The following is an 18,223-nucleotide window of genomic DNA, read 5'->3' as shown; positions in this document are numbered from 1 at the left end:
AGTAAAGAATTCATGAATTTAAAAGGTTGCGTATAGTTGATCACATATAAATAAAAACAATCTGACTAAAGCTGAAATAGGCTTGAGTTTTTTTATGTTTTTGTCGTGCCGCCTTGCGGAAGAGAAAGTCGAATAGGGTGTTCAACTGCTCCATACAATGGTTATTAAGTAACGATTGCCAGAGAAGACCATGTATAAGCAGCCATTTGCCGAAAAAAGTCGAGGGGGGATGAGATGAAAAAGATACGGATTGGGGCAGGACAAGGATTTTATGGGGATTCCAATTTACCTGCAATCGAGACGGCGAAGAGAGGGAATGTCCAATATCTATGCTTCGATAGTCTTGCTGAATTAACGCTGACCATTCTCCAGAAAGACCGGCTGGAGGCGCTGGAGGCGTTCCGCGAGAAGCGCTCTCCCCGTTTTACCGGGGAGTAGCGGGTACCTTTTTAGCGGCGAGGGGAACAGTCGATTTTATCCAGCCTCACTCTTAGGAGCGGGGCTTTTTACAATTAATCGTTCCTCAAGTTAGCAGTTAACCGGATGGGTGAGAGTTGCTTGAGGTCGAGCAGCACGTTTAAGGTAGAGCTAATTTTTAGTTTTGGAAGAAATAGATCTAATTTCTAGCTCTATTTCAGTGCTGTGGCGCATTCGAGACCTGTACCTATGAATGTTACGGCGCCGACTGATGGTGGTTGTGAGGTAACTTCATTATTCAGTGAGGAGAATCTCCCTATATTAGGCGGTTTATCGGACTTCTGAGGAATTAGTGAGGTTAGACTCACTATTTTGCTGGGGCTTCCGGGGAGGCTCGAAAATAGTGAATGCAGCTTCACTATTTAATGAAGTTGCTTCATAAACTAGTAGAGCGATCCTAAAGTAGCGTTAGATTAGTCCATAGTACGTCCGATCTAATTGCAATACCTTGCAGTCAACTTGCGACCGGACAAATAAATGTTAATTCCAGATCGATCTACTAGACGTGCCCTTCGTGGAGGATATTTAACCATTTTATAGAAATATACATAAATACTTCCTGACAATTCCTGCTCTGATAAGTCATAAGAAAGAGAGGGCTGCCTTCGTGTGGACCAGCTGGGGGAAGAAGATTAGTTTTAAAAGCAAGCTGCTGTTCGGGATTTCAGCCATTATTTTCTTTACGGTCAACTTGACCGGACTAATCTCCTATCGAACCCATCTTCGGTTGTTTGAGGAGGAGGTGACGGGACAGTACGTGAAGGCCAGCGAGCAGGCGATGATGCAGCTGGAGCTTCGTATTCAGGAAATGTACCGTATTTCGAACTATATTGTGTTTAATCCGACGATTGAGAAAATAATTACGAAGCTGTCCACCTTCAGGGAGGAGCTTTCGATTGCGGAACGCCACTTTGAGCAGGAGCAAATCGCGGAGCAGCTTCGGCAGGTCAAGTTTGATGCTCCGCAGCTGCTCTCGCTTTATTTATACGATTTAACCGGTACGAACTATTATTACGGCCTTTTGAAAGAAACGGTCGAGCCGCTCAGCCAAGCCGCTTTTCATGATGTGTACAGCACCTTGGCTTCTTCTAAGGGTGACTTGGTATGGATGCGAAGATCGATCCCCAGTCATATAGAGCAAAGCGGGTACCGGGACGTCATTATCGCGTCGCGCTGGATGAAGGGTAACCAAGGCGAGAACTACGGACTGCTCGTCATGGTCATAAATGAAGAGTTCTTGACCCGTTCGTTCCGTGAAATCGGAAGCGGTGACGATGGACGCGTCTATTTATACGATCAGCAGGCCAAGCTCCTATATATCGATGGGCCCGAGGAAGATACGGAGGGACTCGAGCGGTTATTAAGCGGCAGGAATAGCAGTAAGATTAAAGAGCAGGGAGATACTACCTATTTTTATACCTCTGTCTATTCGAAAGAAATATTGTTTACGCTGATCAGCCGGGTTTCGCTGTCGTATATTTTTCGAGAAAGCCAATTGATCTTAAATATCAGCTTATGGCTTGGGCTCCTCAGTATTTGCTTAAGCAGCCTGCTCATTGTTTTATTGAGCAGCCGATTGCTGTCACCTCTTAAGGAGCTGGTGCGGGCGATGCGTACGATGAGGGAAGGTGAATTTAATATTCGGATCCGGTCCCGCACACACGATGAGCTTGGTTTTTTGGGAGAGAGCTTTAACTCCATGGCATCCAGCGTCCAAGACATGATTCAAAAGGTATATATGAGCCAGATCAGCGAAAGGGAAGCGGAGCTGAAGGCGCTGCAGGCGCAGTTAAACCCTCATTTTCTGTATAACACCTTAAACGGACTCTATTGGAAGCTGTACATACAGAACGACTTGGATTCGGCCAATCTGGTGTTTTCATTATCTGAGCTGCTCAAGTATTCCTTGGAACGAATTAAAAAAAGAACAACGCTTCGCGAGGAGCTGGAGCAGGTTGAAAACTATTTGCGTATCCAAGCGGCCTTTCTGGAAAATAGTTTCGATGCCCGCATTCATGCGGATGAGGATGTATATGACTGTGAAATTCAACGTCTGCTGCTTCAACCGCTGGTGGAAAATGCGTTCGTTCATGCCTTCAAGGATAGGACTTCATCTAAGGTTCTGGAGATTCGGGCCTACCGGATCGATGATTTTTTGAAAATCGAAATTGAGGATAACGGCTGCGGCATGAGCAAGGAACGGGTGGAAAAAATTTGCGCTCCTGACTTTACAGGAGAACGAGATTCGCTTGGTGTACAAAGCGTCCTGCGTCGAATTAATTTGGTATACGGGCTGCCCTATCGGTTGGAGATCATAAGCAGCGCCGATCAAGGAACAACGGTGCATTTATATTTACCCCTAAGAGGTGATGAATTGCAATGACCGGAAAACTGCTGCTTGTCGAGGATCAAACGTTATTCAGAAAAGGGCTCCGCAAGATGATTGAGGATCATTCCTTAGGCTGGACGGTGGTTGGGGAGGCTGAGAACGGACATGAAGCACTTGAGCTTCTGGAAGCTTTACAGCCGAACCTGGTGCTGACGGACATTCGAATGCCGGGAATGGATGGAATTGAGCTGGCGGAGCATATCTATAACAAGCATGCGCAAACAGACGTTGTCATTTTGACCGGTTATGATGATTTCAAATATGCACAGATGGCTATCCGCTTCGGTGTCATCGATTTTCTGCTGAAGCCGTGCAATGATCGAACGTTGATGGAGGTCCTACATAAAGCCCAAGAGCGGCTGGAGTCCGTTTTGCGCAAAAGGGAGGAGCGGGAGGCGGATCTTCGGATGAAAGAGGAAGCGCTGCTGCGGGCGCTGCTTCTCCGGCTTCCCGGTACCCGCGGGGAGGAGCATCGGTTGAAGTCATGGGTGGTCGGGAATAGGCTGCTGTTTGTCGCAGTGAAGGATTATTTTTCTGTGAATAAGCATTATGGGCCGAACGATTTGGGTCTGCTGCAGTTCGCCTTGTTCAATATCTTGACGGAGTTGATGCAGCAGCATCAACTAACCGGACCGTTCATTTCACTCGAATTCGACCGGTTTTGTTTCATTGTAGAGGATGGCAGGGAGGCGAATACACTCGGCCGTTTAATGGAGGAAGCAGTGCAATCCTATCTTGGCATCGGTCTGACGGTAAGCTGGACCCCTCCTGTTACAAGCTTGAACGAGCCGCCTTCGCTGTACGAATCGTTTATTTTGAAAGAAGCTTCTGCCTCGAAACGAAAAGGGTCGGAATCAGCCTTTTTGTCCAGCGGGGTAGCCAGCAGGCAGCGTGTGAAGGAGCTTCAAACGCAGCTTACCGGAGGCATACTTCTCGGACAGCCTGATAAGCTGGATGACCAAATAAGCGAGCTTGTGTCTAAAATCGGTACGCTTTCGCCCGAGGATGCCAAGATGGAGGCACTGGCTCTAGCCTTCGCGATGAATAGTGTGGCTAAGCAACAGCTGGAGCAGTCCGGTGAGACACCGGGCTTTGCAAAGCAAATCGAGCGGCTGCAGAGCTTGCAATCGGAGCATGCCGCAGCAGAATGGGCCCGGGGTGAAGCGGGGAAATTCATAACGGGATTCGAAGGATGGAGGCTGCGCAACAACGAGAGCATTATCAGCCGTTCTCTCGATTACCTTGACAAGCATTACATGGAAACCTGTTCACTAACGGAAATGGCCGAGATGTTTAAAGTCAGCTCGACGTATTATAGTAAATTATTCAAGAAAGTGACCGGCGATAACTACAGTGCTTATTTGACTCAAATTCGCATGCAAAAGGCCGTGATGCTGCTAATGAATACGGATATGAAGGTGCTTGAGATCGCGGCCTCAGTCGGCTACGATGACCCGAATTATTTTACGAACGTGTTCCGCCTGCTCCATAAGATGTCGCCGAGCGATTACCGCAAGCAGTTTAAGCGATAGTTTTTTATATGCCGTTTTGAGGGGGACCCTTGAAGCGGCATTTTTAAAATTCTAAGAATTTATAAGTTTCACACTTATATTTGCTTAGAATTCTCCGCGAAACGAAGCTTCGCCGCCAGAGGACGGCGAAGCTGTTTACGCTTGATTGGGCAGTTCAAAAAATTACAGGTTTTGAGCCTGTAATTCAAGGCAGCGCTTACAAAATACCGCTATGATAAATCTAACGATACGCAGATGAGGTGATGGAGTTGGTTATTCGGTCAAGCCTGACGGATTCGGGGCCCCAATCGAACAAACGGCTTAAAGCAAGCACTGTCAAACTAATAAAGCAAAACATTCCGCTCATGATTATGTTTTTGCCGGGACTTTTGTTTTATATCATTTTTAAGTACGCGCCTATGGGCGGCATTATTATTGCCTTCAAGGACTTTAATCTTCGTGACGGCATATTTGGAAGTCCCTGGGTCGGGATGGACAATTTCATGCAGCTGTTCAACCAAGCGCAGTCTCTCCAAATTATCCGCAATTCGTTCATGATCAGTATTCTTGGCATTGTTGTCGGTTTTCCGGTGCCGATCATTTTAGCCATTATGTTAAACGAGGTTCGCAAAATGTGGTTTAAACGCGTCGTACAGACGCTTGTATATCTACCGCATTTCCTATCATGGGTTATCGTCGGCGGCATCGTCCTTTCATTGTTCGCTTTAGAGTCAGGAACGATCAACCGCTGGCTGGAAGGCTTTCTCGGAGAACCATACCCTTTCATGTATGAAAAGGTTTCATGGCTGATCATTTATTTGGGCTCAGGCATATGGAAGGAAATGGGCTTCGCGGCTATCATCTACTTAGCGGCCTTGGCGGGTATCGACCCTCACTTGTACGAAGCAGGCAGTATTGACGGTGCGAATAAATGGCAGCAAATGCGGCACATAACGATTCCCGGTATCAGCACGACAATCATCCTATTGTTAATATTGTCCGTCGGTAAAGTGATGGATGTAGGCTTCGACCAAATTTATAACTTGCAAAATGCCGTCGTTTCCGATGTCGCAAACGTCATCAGCCTCTATATCTATCAAATCGGAATACTTCGAGGACAATACAGCCTGACGGCAGCGATGGGTATATTTGAAAATCTCGTCGGACTCGTTCTCATATTATCGGCGAATTATTTCGCTCGCAAATTCAATCAAGGCTTGTGGTAAGGAGGTGCACCGATGAAATCGACCTTGGGAGAAAAGTTGTTTTACGGCATTAACTATTTCGTCCTGCTCTTGTTGGGATTAAGCTGCTTGCTGCCTTTAGTGCACATTCTGGCCTTATCCATGAGCGATGCGCATGCGATCATGTCCGGTAACGTGTCACTTCGGCCTATAGGCTTCACGATGGAATCATTCCAATCTCTGTTCCAAGGAACGCGTATACTAGATTCGCTCAAAAATAGCATTATTATTACGGTCGTAGGAACAGCGCTTGCGATGATCGTCACGATACTAACCGCTTACCCGCTGGCCAGGAAATATTTTATCGGGAGACGCTTTTTCATGCTGGCCTTTCTGTTCACGATGATGTTCGGCGGAGGCACGATTCCTAATTATCTGATTATGAAGTCTCTGGGGATTATCAACACCTATTGGGCGCTCTGGCTGCCGGCATTAGTGAATACGTATAATCTCCTGATTCTGCGGACGTTCTTCGTCGGGATGCCCGAAGAAATTGAGGATGCGGCCCGAATTGACGGCTGCGGCGAGTGGAGGCTGCTCGGTTCCATCATTCTTCCGCTGTCGCTGCCCGTGCTGGCAACATTAACTCTGTTTAACGCGGTCGGGTTTTGGAACTCATTCTTGGCCGTTCTGATCTATATCAACGATACACATCTATACAACCTAACAGTTCTCGTGCAAAACATGATTCAGAGCCAATCCGTACTTCAGGAGGTCGTCGCCTCACAAATGATTCAGGCCGACGACACCGCTCAGATTACTCCGGAAGGGATAAAAGCCGCCGGCATTATCACCTTAATGGCGCCGATGGTCATCGTTTATCCGTTCGTTCAGAAATATTTTGTGAAAGGCGCTCTGCTGGGCTCGGTGAAGGGGTGAAGTATTCAGTGTTCTTAGGGCAGGAGGGATGCGAATGAGATTATAAGAAGATTTGAAGCTGTAATGAGTACAGTACGATTTCAATCCTATTGAAAAGGGGAATGGCGATGAAAAATACGGTTAACCCATGGTTTGCAAGAAGTGCGGCGCTGCTCTTGATCTTAGGCTTGCTGCTCGCCGGCTGCTCCCAAACGCCAGCATCGACTGAACCTGAGGTTGTGACGGACGTACAGACACCCGAAGCAAAAAAAGATATTTCCGTAACCGTCTACGACAGGGGGTCCGTTCCGGCTGCAGAAGGAACTATAGAGGACAACCGCTGGACCAAATGGTTGAACGATAATGGTCCGGCGAATCTAAAGTTTGTTGCGGTTCCGCGATTTGAATCTCAGCAGAAGCTGAATGTATTATTTGCTTCCTCGAGCGCTCCCGATTTGATATTCGAGTATGCGCCTCATATTAAGAATCCGTTGATCGATCAAAAACTGCTTATGCCGCTCGATGATATCATCGAAAAATACAGCACGACGTACAAGCAAATGCTGCAGCAATATCCGGCGCTGAAGAAGGTCGGTACGAAGGCGGACGGTAAAATTTACGAGTTCGCACGGCTGGCCGAGGTCTATCCGATCCATGCCCTGCTGATCCGTGAGGACTGGCTGAAAAAGCTGAATTTACAAATTCCCCAAACGACGGAGGAACTATATCAGGTAGCCAAAGCATTTGCCGAGAACGACCCTGACGGCAACGGAGAGAAGGATACCTACGGTATCGCGGTCAGCTTCCAATCAGGTCAAGTGATCGACCAAATCTTTCAAGCGACCCGCTGGGTGGTGAAGGACGGGACCGTGACCCGCAACTGGGATAACTTCACGGCTGTGACGGACTTTAAGAAGCGGTTGTTTGATGAAGGCATCATCGATAAAGATTTCTTGAACGATAAGAATGGCGCGAAAGCAAAGCAGGATTTTGTGGGCGGCAGGGTCGGTATTTATCCGCTTCAGATCAACTGGGTAAGCTTCAGCCAGAATGAACTGGCTTCACTGAAGAAGAACGTGCCGGACGCCGTCGTGACGCCGATTCCTTATCCGAAGAGTCCTGCCGGCCAGTTCAATCCTGCTTTCTCAAATCCGGTTCAAGCGACAGCCGTAGTCAATGCGAGCGCGAAAAACCCGGATGCGGTCATGAAATATATCGACTTCCTGGTGAAACCAGAGACAGCTAATACACTTAGAAACGGTATCGAGGGCGAGCATTGGAAGGCTGGAGCGAATGGCTGCCCGGAACCGGTAAGCATGGATAAGCGCAAGGAAGAGGTGGCATGGAACGGTGACTTCCAGATGATGAGCAGCACCATTCTCGATACGCAGTGCGGCAAGCTCGAGACAGGGTTCAATCTGAGTGACCCGGTGCAGAAGGAAGGCTTCGACATGTACAAGAAAGCGATGGAATTATACACCGATCCAAATAAACCGTATGTCGAAATCACTCACCCTGAGCATATGCCGCAGCTTCCCGAGGATGTTGAAGCAGTCTCCGCACCGATGGTGAAGCCGATTGACGATATGTTCATCAAAGGAATTTTGGGCGGCAAAGGGTATACGGCTGAACAGGCAACGAAAGATGCGAAGGATACTTGGGATAAAGGGAATGGGAAACTGATAGAGGACTGGTTCAAGGAGTGGTATGCAAAAGACAGCAACAATGCATTCTTAGCGAAGGATATTTATGAGGTCATGGAGCAGCAGCAGTCTCAAAAGTAAGGCTGGAGTCGGATAGGGATGCAGTAAGCAAGCAGCAACTGTGTCCCTTTCCAATTCATTATGAAGGGGCTGAAAGCGCACCAAACATGTGGGAGGTCAACATCATGAAGCTACGCAAAATTATCGCCTTAATCTGCTTATGGTCGCTCTTTGCTACCCTTGTATTCCCGGGGCTTACAGCTAATGCCGAAGTGGACGGGTTTGTGGATGAGATGAACAACTTTACGCGAGTGCTCCAACGCTCGAATATCCGTATAGAGACAGCGGATCAATCCTATTTCGGCAACGATGCCAGCCGTATGGTCCGAAATACGACGGCGACCGGGTATATGCTTTACAAAACCGAAATGCCGATCAACACCTTTACGGCTTACAGCTATTCCTTTATAGGCTCAGGCATGCCGCTGGTCGGGCATCGCTTCTATGCTTCTGCCGACGGCTCGGCCTTTACCGAAGTGAATCCGTCGATATTCAGCTCCGGCGCGCCGGTGTCCAACTGGCAGCTTGTCATTTACGAGGACGCGCAGGTTCCGTCCGATACGCGATATTTGAAGATTGAGTTCATCGGAGACGCGAAAGCTTGGACACCGCAGTTATCCAAGCTGGTCATTAACCAAAATGTTAGTTCGGTGATGGCGGATCCGCCGAACGGTCTGATCGGCGATCAGCCGCTTACCGTCGCTTTGAGTTCGGCAACGCCGGGAGCTGCCGTATTCTATAAACTGAATGACGATATCGAGTATAGTCCGTATACGGAGCCGTTGTCGCTTACCGGATTTACTACGCTGGACACGTATGCTTCCAAGGAAGGATTCATAACAAGTCCGGTCAAGACCTATAAGTACTACGCAGAAGCGGATATTCTGATTGACCGGTACGGTCAGGTCAAAACAGCCGATTTTCCAACAAAAGTGCTTAGTGATGCGGAATTACGGGCAGACGTTGCGAAGGATCAGGACTATTACGGCAGTCTTGAGGCGCCATCCGATTTCGATGAGCTGGGCGGTTTAAAGGGCAGTAAGGAAGCGCTCCAGCTGGAAGCCACAGGGTTCTTCAACATCCAACAGGCGAACGGCAAGCCGATTCTCGTATCGCCGAGCGGTGCGGCTTATTTCAGCTTAGGCATGAACGGGATTACGAATAATGAGACCTTCACCTTGCTCAAGGGCCAGGAGACGAAGTTTGAATGGGTGCCGCCCTATAACAGCGAATATCAGAATGCCTTTCAAGGCTCACAGGACGTATTTTCTTTCTACATGGCAAATAAGTACAAAAAAACCGGATCGTTTCCGACGAGTGAGGCGTTCTTTGCGGAGGCGGTCGAACGGCTCAGAAAATGGGGCTTTAACAGCGCCGGCGCGTGGGGCTCGGGAGCTTTGTCAGCGCAGAATGGTATGCCGTATACCCTCGTGCTTCCCCTCAACAGCATGAGCAAGCCAAGCGAAATCAAAATATTCGACATCTTTGCCGACGATGCGGAAGCCAAGATTGATGCTGCCTTTTCTGCATCGCTGCCTGCCTTAAAGGACGATCCTTTGCTGATCGGGTACTTTGTCGATAACGAATACCATTATGAAAAGTTTTTCACCGCGGTTCCAAAACTGAAGGCAAGCCAAACGGGAATTAAGAAACGACTGGTCCAGATGCTTCAGGAAAGATACGTCGATATTGCCGCCTTTAATGCGAATTGGGAGACCGGTTATACAAGCTTTGCGGATTTAAACGAAGCGTCTTTGTATATCGATACGGCGGCGGCCGGCAAGGATATCGAGGACTTCTTCCATTTATATTTAGACACCTATTACAGCACGGTCAAGCGCCTCTTTGCCAAATACGATACGAACCACCTGCTGCTCGGCGACCGGTGGCTAACCTTGCCGATGATGAATACGAAAATTCGGGGGATCCTGGCAGAAGAAGCCGGTAAATATATGGACGTCATCAGCATTAACCATTATGCGCCTAACCTTGATGTGACGATGCTGGATGAGATTTATACGAAGTCGGGCGGCAAGCCGATTATGTTAAGCGAATGGAGCTACGGCACGGCGGAGCAAGGACTCAATCCGATTGTGGCGGGAGCCGCCGCGAATGAACAGGAACGCGCTTGGCGTTATCGCAATTATGTCGAACAAGCGGCTGCTCTCGGATATATCGTCGGTACGCATTGGTTTGACTATGTTGACCAGGCTGCTACAGGACGCTGGTTTGAAGGCTTGACCGGAGAACGCTACAACACCGGACTAATTAACGTGGCGGACCGGCCCTACAAAATCTTTCTGGACGGCGTGATGCAGACGCATCATGACATTTACGATGTCATGCTCGGTAAGAAAGAGTCGTTTAACCACGATTTCGGTGAAGAGCCGCCAGGCAGCGGTACTGGGAAAAATCAAATCATCAACATCCCTTATACGTCGGAGCCGATTCCGCTCGACGGGGAAATAAACGGCTTCCCTGCAGGTTCCGAGGGAAAGGCGACATTAACGGTCGAGAATCGAGTCGGGGGCAGCGGGGGAGACAGCATTACCGCAGATTATGCCTTTGCGTGGGATGAACAGCACTTGTATGTGACGGCCCAAATCAACGAACCGACGCCGATGATGAATAATAATCCGAACACCAATGTATGGAAGGGCGACGGCGTAGAGATGTTCTTTGGCCCTAGTGAGCTTATGATGGCCGGCCCGCTCTTATACGACGACCGGCAGATCATTATTAGCGCGGGCCCGGGGATTGAAGATCAGACAAACTTTTGGCTATGGTTTAACACAGGGCGTCAAAGCCCGATTCAGATGATTGTGGAAGCAACGGAAGACGGCGGGGGCTATATTCTTGAAGCTGCGCTCCCTTGGGATTCGGTGCGGATGCAACCGGAGATCGGCCGGGAATTTTTATTTGATTTCGGCTTTAATGAAAGTGAAGACGGAATCACCAGGAAGCGGCAATACGAATGGAACGGCACAAACCGGAACAACCTCGATCGCGGACTTTGGGGCAATGCTAAGCTGATAGAAGCCGTTGCCGTTGATCATACCGATCCTGTTGTTACCGTAACGGGAGTAGAACATGGCGGTGAATATACGGATCAAGCGATGCCGGAAGTGTCTGTAGATGACCCGGAAAGCGGTGTGAAGCATATCTCTATCAAGCTTAACGGCGTTGATTGGGCAAGCGGTACCGCAATAACGCAACCAGGGGCATATGTGCTGACAGTAGAAGCGGAGGATAATGCATCCAATCAAACTTTGCAGGAGATACACTTTGCGATTTACGCCTCCACGAAGCTTGCCGCCTCGCAAGCAAACGGTGTGTATAGTGATCAGGCCAAGCTGGAAGCGACATTGACTGACCGGAATGGTATCCCAATCTCAGGGGAAACCGTCTCCTTCCTGGTGAACGGCCAATCGGCGGGGGATGCTGTAACCGATGAGCAAGGAACAGCTGACCTGATGTATTCTGTTCAGCAGGGTGCAGGAACGTACACGGTGGATGCCGGGTATGCCCAAAGCGAGAGCCGTTATTTTCGTGGCTCGGCTTCATCGTCGTCGCTCATAGTATCGCCTGAAACAGCTTCGATTGCTTATCAGGGCGACCGTCTCGAATCGGCAGGTCAACCAATCTGTCTTGCGGCGCAAGTATCGGAGCCTTTTGACGGCTACCAAGGGAATCTAAGCGGACTCCGGGTTACATTCGCGGTATATGCGATCGAGCCGGACGGATCAAAAACACCGGTTGTACTTCCGCCGAATGCTGCCGAGGCTCTAACCGACGCTGCGGGGCTCGCTTCCTCCATGACGACGCTGCCTGCCGGATTATATGAAGTGAGTGCAGTGCTTTCGGGCAATCCGTACTTTATATCTGCCAGCTCGTCATCTAACATTGTCGTGACGGGTCCAGCTCCTCAGCGGCTTATAGTGAAAGGGGACGTTGAACTGCCATCCGGGTTTGGGCCTGGTGCGATCTGGAAAGTGAAGCTGTATTGGGATGTGGAATTCAAAAACGGAATTTTAAAATATTGGACCTTGAAAGCAAATTCCACAAGCCAAAAGATCGACGTTCAATCGAGCTGGGTGGTGACAACAGGCGGAAAAGCATATATTCAAGGTCTGCTGAAAATAAACGGAGAATTGTACACCATCCGTTTAATGACGCAGGAAACGGGAACAAACAATGGCCGCGTTAGCATTCAATTATGGAAAGGTCAAGCGGACGGCCCCGCACCGGACTTTGAGCTTCTCAATGCTGTCTTCAAAGGCACAATCAACATCGAGTAACAGACAACCGCCCTGTCCCGCAGCTGCTGCGGGGCGGGGCATTTTTAAAGAAAGTAGAGGAGAGGGAGGGAATTCATAATGAATGAAACCTTGCACCGAAACTTGCTGTTGAAGCGTATCGAACGGTGGGAGCCCGACTATAACCCTACGGCTCGGCTTCTTCGGGTGCCATTTAGCAGTCCAGGCTACCATACCACCTTAAAAAACAAGGATTATGTCCATTCCACTTATCCGAGCCTTGTGTATGCCGTTGCACTGCTGGACAGCGGTATCGCCGCTTACGAAGCGAGAGCCTTTGATATCCTTCGAACGGTCATTTCACTTCAAGAAACAGATCCTGAGAAGGATACATACGGCATCTGGCCTTGGTTTTGGGAGGAGCCTTTGTCGCAAATGTCTCCGCCGGACTGGAATTGGGCGGATTTTTGCGGAAAGCTGCTGCTTCAAGCTGAAAAGCGTCATGGCAAACGCCTGCCGGAGCCGCTGAAGGAAGATATCCGTCATTCGGTTTATCGCGCTTCCGATGCCATTATCAAACGGAATGTAGCACCTTCTTATACGAATATCGCGATAATGGGAGCTTTCGTCACGGCCATTGCAGGCGAGCATTATCATCGGGCTGATTACTATGAATATGGTCTACAGCGGCTGGAATGGTTTCGTGATTTTACGAACCGCCTGCAAACCTTTCAGGAATATAACAGCCCGGCTTACGCGCTCATCACGATCCTTGAGCTATCCAAGCTGCGTACGGAGTCCGTCAGCCAGCAGGTCAAGGCGATCAGTGACGAGATGCTCGGCCTTTGCTGGAAAATGGTTGCCGAGCACTATCATCCCGGGCTGCAGCAATGGTGCGGGCCCCATAGCCGAAGTTACAGCACCTTGCTGAAGCCTGAAACGGCCTCATTCCTACAGCTGGTAACGGAAGGTACGGCTTTCTTCCTGCCTTGGGAACAGCTCTCGTATTCCCCGGAGTGGTTCGGCAGCGGCATTCGATGCCCGGAAGCATACCTGCCGTATTTTCGGGAAACGCAAACTCACACAGTGCGGGAAATCTTTTATCGCGATGATAAGAAAGGCTTCGAAAAAACAGCTCATTCTTATATGGTGCCGCAGTATGCCCTAGGTTCCTTCACCAGGGAGATCATGTGGAACCAGTGCCGAAGCCTGATCGCCTACCTCGATAACGGGGGAAGAGCGGCCTATATTCACTTGCGCGTCCTAAAAAACGGTTATGATTACAGCTCTGCGCTTTTAACAAGTGCGCAGCACGAGGGAGATGTGATCGGCGGACTGCAGTTTTTTACAAACGGGGGCGATACGCATCCCGTACTGGATAAGAAGGGCGGCATTATCGAAGCGGAAGATCTGCGCATACGCTTTGAGGTTGGCGGACATCTGGATGATATGGAATGCAAGCTGGTTCAGCCGGATCAAATAGAACTAACAGCCGGCAATGTCCGAGCCTCGTTACGATTGCTGTACGGGATGTTTCAGGATTCGAATGAGCTTGAACCGACACCGCTGCAATGGACTGCAGCATTGATAAATGAGCTGTGGTGCGTAGATGTTGTTATTCATTCCGGTGAGAAACGTATATTCGATTTTAACCATATCCGCACGGCTGCTTTCCTTTTCGCGGTTTCAATAGGCCGCTCAGCCGCTGCTCCTCTTGAGATTACCGTTACAGAGGACCGGGTAAGGAGAAGCGTTTCTGCCGTTGAAAGAACGACAGGGAAGAAACTGGCGGTTACAATCCCACTGAAGCCTGGAGATGTTTAGATGTTCATTTGCAAGTAAACCCTGGACACTCGAAGGAGCCCCAGGCAGAGCAATCTGCATGGGGCTGATTTTTTTGGAAAGAGACCTTGCGGAAATAGAGCATCATCGAACGTTCTGATCGTTCAAGCCCGTCTTAACTTCAATACAAGAAACAATAGGTGGTTCGAAGACGGATCTAAGTGGAAAAAGCCCCGCAAAAATGGCTTCATCCATATGTGAGATGGGTGTTACTGGAAATTCTCCCGCTAATTAGGCCGGTTTACGGTCTATAAGCGATTCTCCCCTTAATTAACGCCGGGTTTTCCCGTTAAGCGCCTTAACGGTGCATGTCAGGACAAAAATAGCTGGAGCTTTTCCCATCTGTTCAGCGACCTTAAAGTAAAAAGGAGCTTTGGTGATGGATAATGAAAAGATACTGCCCGACCCTAATGAATCGCCCTGTCATTACCAGCGTGACGCAAAAAATGTTGACCCAGACTACGATCAAGAATAAACGCGAGCGGCACGTTTCATTACGAATGATTCCATTGAAAAGTTATATATATATATAACCCATCGTACTCTCGTATAACTCCTGAAGGACGGAAAGGAGAGACGTCTATGAAAGTGGATGCCGTGTTTGAAGGCGGGGGCGTAAGGGGGATTGCTTTTATTGGCGCTATTCAAGTAATGGAGGCGAATGGCTATAAATGGGAGCGTTTAGCTGGAACATCCGCCGGCTCTGTCGTGGCTGCACTTCTAGCCTGCGGGTATAGCGCCCGTGAATTAATAGAAATCATGAATACGCTCGATTACTCCCGATTGCTCGGAAAAACATGGCTTCATTATTTACCCTTTGTCGGTAAAGCGGTTCCGCTTCTGTTCCGGTCAGGAATCTACCTAAATACACCATTAGAAGACAAGTTAACCTATTTGCTGAACCAAAAAGGGGTGTCTACCTTCGCTGATTTGCCCGAGGGAAAGCTGAAAATTATTGCTTCCGATATTAGCAGCGGAAAGATGTTGGTCCTGCCGGATGACCTGTCACGTTATGATATTTCTCCTTCCCAGTTCCCGATTGCCGCCGCGGTTAGGATGAGCACAACGATTCCCTATTTCTTTCAACCGTACCGATTGCATACGAAGATGAGAAGAAAACCGTTTTATATTCTGGACGGCGGACTTCTAAGCAATTATCCAATCTGGCTCTTTGATGTGGAGGGGATTCCGCGTTGGCCAACGTTTGGATTCCGGTTATTAGGAGATCATACGGAAATCCCATTTCATGACATTCGCGGTCCCTTCTCCATGTTTCGTGCCATGTTCCAGACCATGCTTAAAGCCCATGATCAACGGCATGTGGACAAACACGCCAAAAAACGGACTGTTTTTATCCCGACAGGCCGAGTGTCTGCCACTCAGTTCGATCTGAACGCAGAAGATCGGGACTCGCTCTTTCAATCCGGGCAAGATGCAGCTCTCAAATTTCTATCCGGTTGGGACAGTGAGCAGTACATTAAGGAATATCGAATCGCTTCCGATCACAAGTAGGCGGTAGTCTGTTTCAACCCTGTTCTAATACTCATACCTTAATGGGAACAGGGAAGGAAACGAAATTTAATTAAAATGGAATTTCGCTTTTTAGGGAGTAAGACGCGATTGACTGGATGTTTGAACAATCTAAATACTGCAAGATGGAAAGTCATGCGACTGGAGCGATAACGTTCCAGCCGCATGGCTTTTTTGTCAGCTCTTTTTCCGGTAAAAGGACGGCGCTACGTTCTCTACCTTACGAAAGGCTCTGCTGAACGCATAAATGCTCTGAAAGCCAAGCTTTTCCGCAATATGGGATAAAGGAAGATTCGTAAACTGGATCATCTGCTTGGCTTTTTCAAGACGAATGGCCACATGGTACTGGATCGGCGTCATGCCATAGGCTTTCTTGAACAATCGGCACAAGTAATATTTGCTCAGGTTTGCTAGATCGGAAAGCTCGTCCAGCGTGATTTCGTAATCCGTATGATGGCTGATATAGTTTTTGACGCGGTCGAGCTGCTCCCATTTTGACAACAAATGCGCGTTGTTTTGCCAATGGATTTCCCGAAGCAATTGTATCCACAATTGGACGAACAGCCCTTTGGAAGCAATTTCGTGATAAGGGAATTTTCTCTCCAGTTCGAAGATGATGTCAAAGATCAGCTTCTCGATGACGATCGGCCGATTCAGCCGAATATGATTCGGAAGCGGGGAATCCATAAGCGGAGTAATATCCTCGCGGAACGATTCGCGTTCCTTCTCGTTCATTGCCTTTAGCGGCTTGTACGACACCTTGACGGTAGGGCTGTCCGGCTGATAGTACAAATCGAAATGGATATGAGGCTGGTGCAAGCGCCTGTTGTTCATAAGCTGGATCGAGTGGGCTTGCATCGGTTTAAAAAGAAAGATATCGCCGGGTATCCCATAATAAACCTGGTCCTCTACGGTCACTTTTATATCGCCTTCCTTGACGTACAGCAGCTCATAATCGTAAATAACCCTCTCCGAAATGACGAAGGGAGGATCGATAATACTGTCCCAGGCAACGCGGACATATGGCGAAAGTGCATTCATATCCATGTGAATCCCTCCTCCCATAATTATAATACAAGCAACGAGGTAAGGCGCTTAATAATTAGAGCAATTTGGGTTAAAAAATAGATCAGCATGGATCTGTCATTCCCATTTTTATTTCTATAAAATCGGTAATAGGCCGAATGAAATATAGGATTTGGGAAATTAAGAGAAAGCAATACAGCGCTTTCAAAATGGAGGAGGACATCATGGTATCTTTTAACGGATTGGACATGGGGATGGGCAGCTTGCCGCGTTTGTCAGATGCAAAAACAAGATCGATCAGCGCGGAAAATTTCACTGGCGAGAAAGGAAAGGCAGCGATGGCGACAGAAGGGACAGGCGCGCTATGCGCACGTGATCTCGGCCTTGGCTGGAAAATATCGCCCTCTGTTATTTTGCCGAAGGAAAGCGTCTTTACACTGGCAGACATCGCAGGGCCGGGAGCTATCCAGCACATGTGGATGACAACGTTTCCGACACAGTGGCGCAATCTAATTTTACGCTTCTATTGGGATCAGGAAGAAGCTCCATCCGTGGAGGTACCCTTTGGCGACTTTTTCTGCAACGGGTGGTGCGAGCGGACGAACGTGAACTCCATACCGGTAGCAGTCAATCCGGCGGGCGGCATGAACAGCTACTGGGTGATGCCCTTCCGCAAGCATGCCAAGGTAACGGTGGAGAATCGAGCTGCCGAAGATGTCGTGCTCTATTATCAGATCGATTATACCTTAACGGAGGTGCCGGAGGATGCCGCCTATTTCCATGCGCAGTGGAATCGCAGCAATCCGGTGAAGTATAAGGATGTTCACACCATTCTGGACGGTGTCAGCGGAAAAGGGCATTATGTCGGCACCTATTTGGCTTGGCAGGTAAATAATTCGGGTTGGTGGGGAGAAGGAGAACTCAAATTTTATTTAGACGGCGACAAGCAATTCCCGACGATCTGCGGAACGGGTACCGAAGACTATTTTGGAGGAGCTTGGAACTTTGAACAGCCGAAAGGGGAATATCATCCATTCTCCACGGCGTTTCTCGGTCTGCCTCAAGTCACGAAGCCAGATGGCTTGTATCGGAGTCAGCAGCGGTTCGGTATGTATAGGTGGCATGTTATGGATCCTATCCGCTTTGAGGAGGATTTGCGGATAACGGTTCAAGCGCTTGGGTGGCGGTCGGAAGGCAGATATTTGCCGCAGCAGGACGATATCGCATCCGTTGCTTACTGGTACCAAGCGGAGCCTCATGCGCCGTATCAGCCGCTTCCGGGGAAGAATCATTTGGAGGTCATTTAACCTTGCGATTGGGGGACTCG

11 protein-coding genes are annotated in these 18,223 nt (G+C 48.8%); 10 read left to right on the top strand and 1 reads right to left on the bottom strand.

The genetic code is table 11. The features are described 5' to 3' along the window. Window positions 1-234 precede the first annotated feature (234 nt). The 9 genes from MRBLPE1_RS06065 (at window position 235) to MRBLPE1_RS06025 (ending at window position 15,852) form a co-directional block, all read left to right on the top strand. Window positions 235-438, top strand: coding sequence for an acyclic terpene utilization AtuA family protein (locus MRBLPE1_RS06065; protein WP_364142805.1), 204 nt, complete (start codon window positions 235-237; stop codon window positions 436-438). Between the two features lie 646 nt (window positions 439-1,084). Then, on the top strand, window positions 1,085-2,860 hold the full coding sequence (locus MRBLPE1_RS06060) for a sensor histidine kinase (protein WP_364142802.1): 1,776 nt from the start codon (window positions 1,085-1,087) through the stop codon (window positions 2,858-2,860). Further along, the gene (locus MRBLPE1_RS06055; RefSeq protein ID WP_364142801.1) at window positions 2,857-4,398 is read left to right on the top strand and encodes a response regulator transcription factor; all 1,542 of its coding nucleotides are present in this window, start codon (window positions 2,857-2,859) and stop codon (window positions 4,396-4,398) included. Before MRBLPE1_RS06060 ends, MRBLPE1_RS06055 begins: the two co-directional genes overlap by 4 nt. A 344-nt stretch (window positions 4,399-4,742) precedes the next feature. Then, entirely contained in the window at window positions 4,743-5,603 is an 861-nt protein-coding gene (locus MRBLPE1_RS06050) for an ABC transporter permease (RefSeq protein WP_364144534.1), read from the top strand. 12 nt (window positions 5,604-5,615) lie between these two features. Further along, the gene (locus tag MRBLPE1_RS06045; RefSeq protein ID WP_364142799.1) at window positions 5,616-6,500 is read left to right on the top strand and encodes a carbohydrate ABC transporter permease; all 885 of its coding nucleotides are present in this window, start codon (window positions 5,616-5,618) and stop codon (window positions 6,498-6,500) included. A gap of 107 nt (window positions 6,501-6,607) precedes the next feature. Further along, the gene (locus tag MRBLPE1_RS06040; protein WP_364142796.1) at window positions 6,608-8,263 is read left to right on the top strand and encodes an extracellular solute-binding protein; all 1,656 of its coding nucleotides are present in this window, start codon (window positions 6,608-6,610) and stop codon (window positions 8,261-8,263) included. A 104-nt stretch (window positions 8,264-8,367) separates the two neighbouring features. Beyond that, entirely contained in the window at window positions 8,368-12,540 is a 4,173-nt protein-coding gene (locus MRBLPE1_RS06035) for a sugar-binding protein (RefSeq protein ID WP_364142793.1), read from the top strand. A 78-nt stretch (window positions 12,541-12,618) separates the two neighbouring features. Further along, the gene (locus MRBLPE1_RS06030; protein WP_364142790.1) at window positions 12,619-14,322 is read left to right on the top strand and encodes a hypothetical protein; all 1,704 of its coding nucleotides are present in this window, start codon (window positions 12,619-12,621) and stop codon (window positions 14,320-14,322) included. A 600-nt stretch (window positions 14,323-14,922) separates the two neighbouring features. Then, window positions 14,923-15,852 (top strand): patatin-like phospholipase family protein, encoded by a 930-nt coding sequence (locus MRBLPE1_RS06025; protein WP_364142787.1) that lies wholly within the window; start codon window positions 14,923-14,925, stop codon window positions 15,850-15,852. A gap of 195 nt (window positions 15,853-16,047) precedes the next feature. Here the strand turns inward: MRBLPE1_RS06025 and MRBLPE1_RS06020 are convergent, their stop codons facing one another. Continuing rightward, window positions 16,048-16,917, bottom strand: a complete 870-nt coding sequence (locus tag MRBLPE1_RS06020) for an AraC family transcriptional regulator (RefSeq protein ID WP_364142784.1) — start codon at window positions 16,915-16,917, stop codon at window positions 16,048-16,050. A gap of 203 nt (window positions 16,918-17,120) precedes the next feature. Here MRBLPE1_RS06020 and MRBLPE1_RS06015 point away from each other — a divergent pair, with 203 nt between their 5' ends. Continuing rightward, window positions 17,121-18,203, top strand: a complete 1,083-nt coding sequence (locus MRBLPE1_RS06015; RefSeq protein WP_364142782.1) for a glycoside hydrolase family 172 protein — start codon at window positions 17,121-17,123, stop codon at window positions 18,201-18,203. The last annotated feature ends 20 nt before the right edge of the window (window positions 18,204-18,223 follow it).

Source organism: Paenibacillus sp. LPE1-1-1.1 (genome assembly GCF_040676435.1).
GTDB lineage: Bacteria > Bacillota > Bacilli > Paenibacillales > Paenibacillaceae > Pristimantibacillus.
This window is presented reverse-complemented; position numbering and strand designations above follow the sequence as displayed.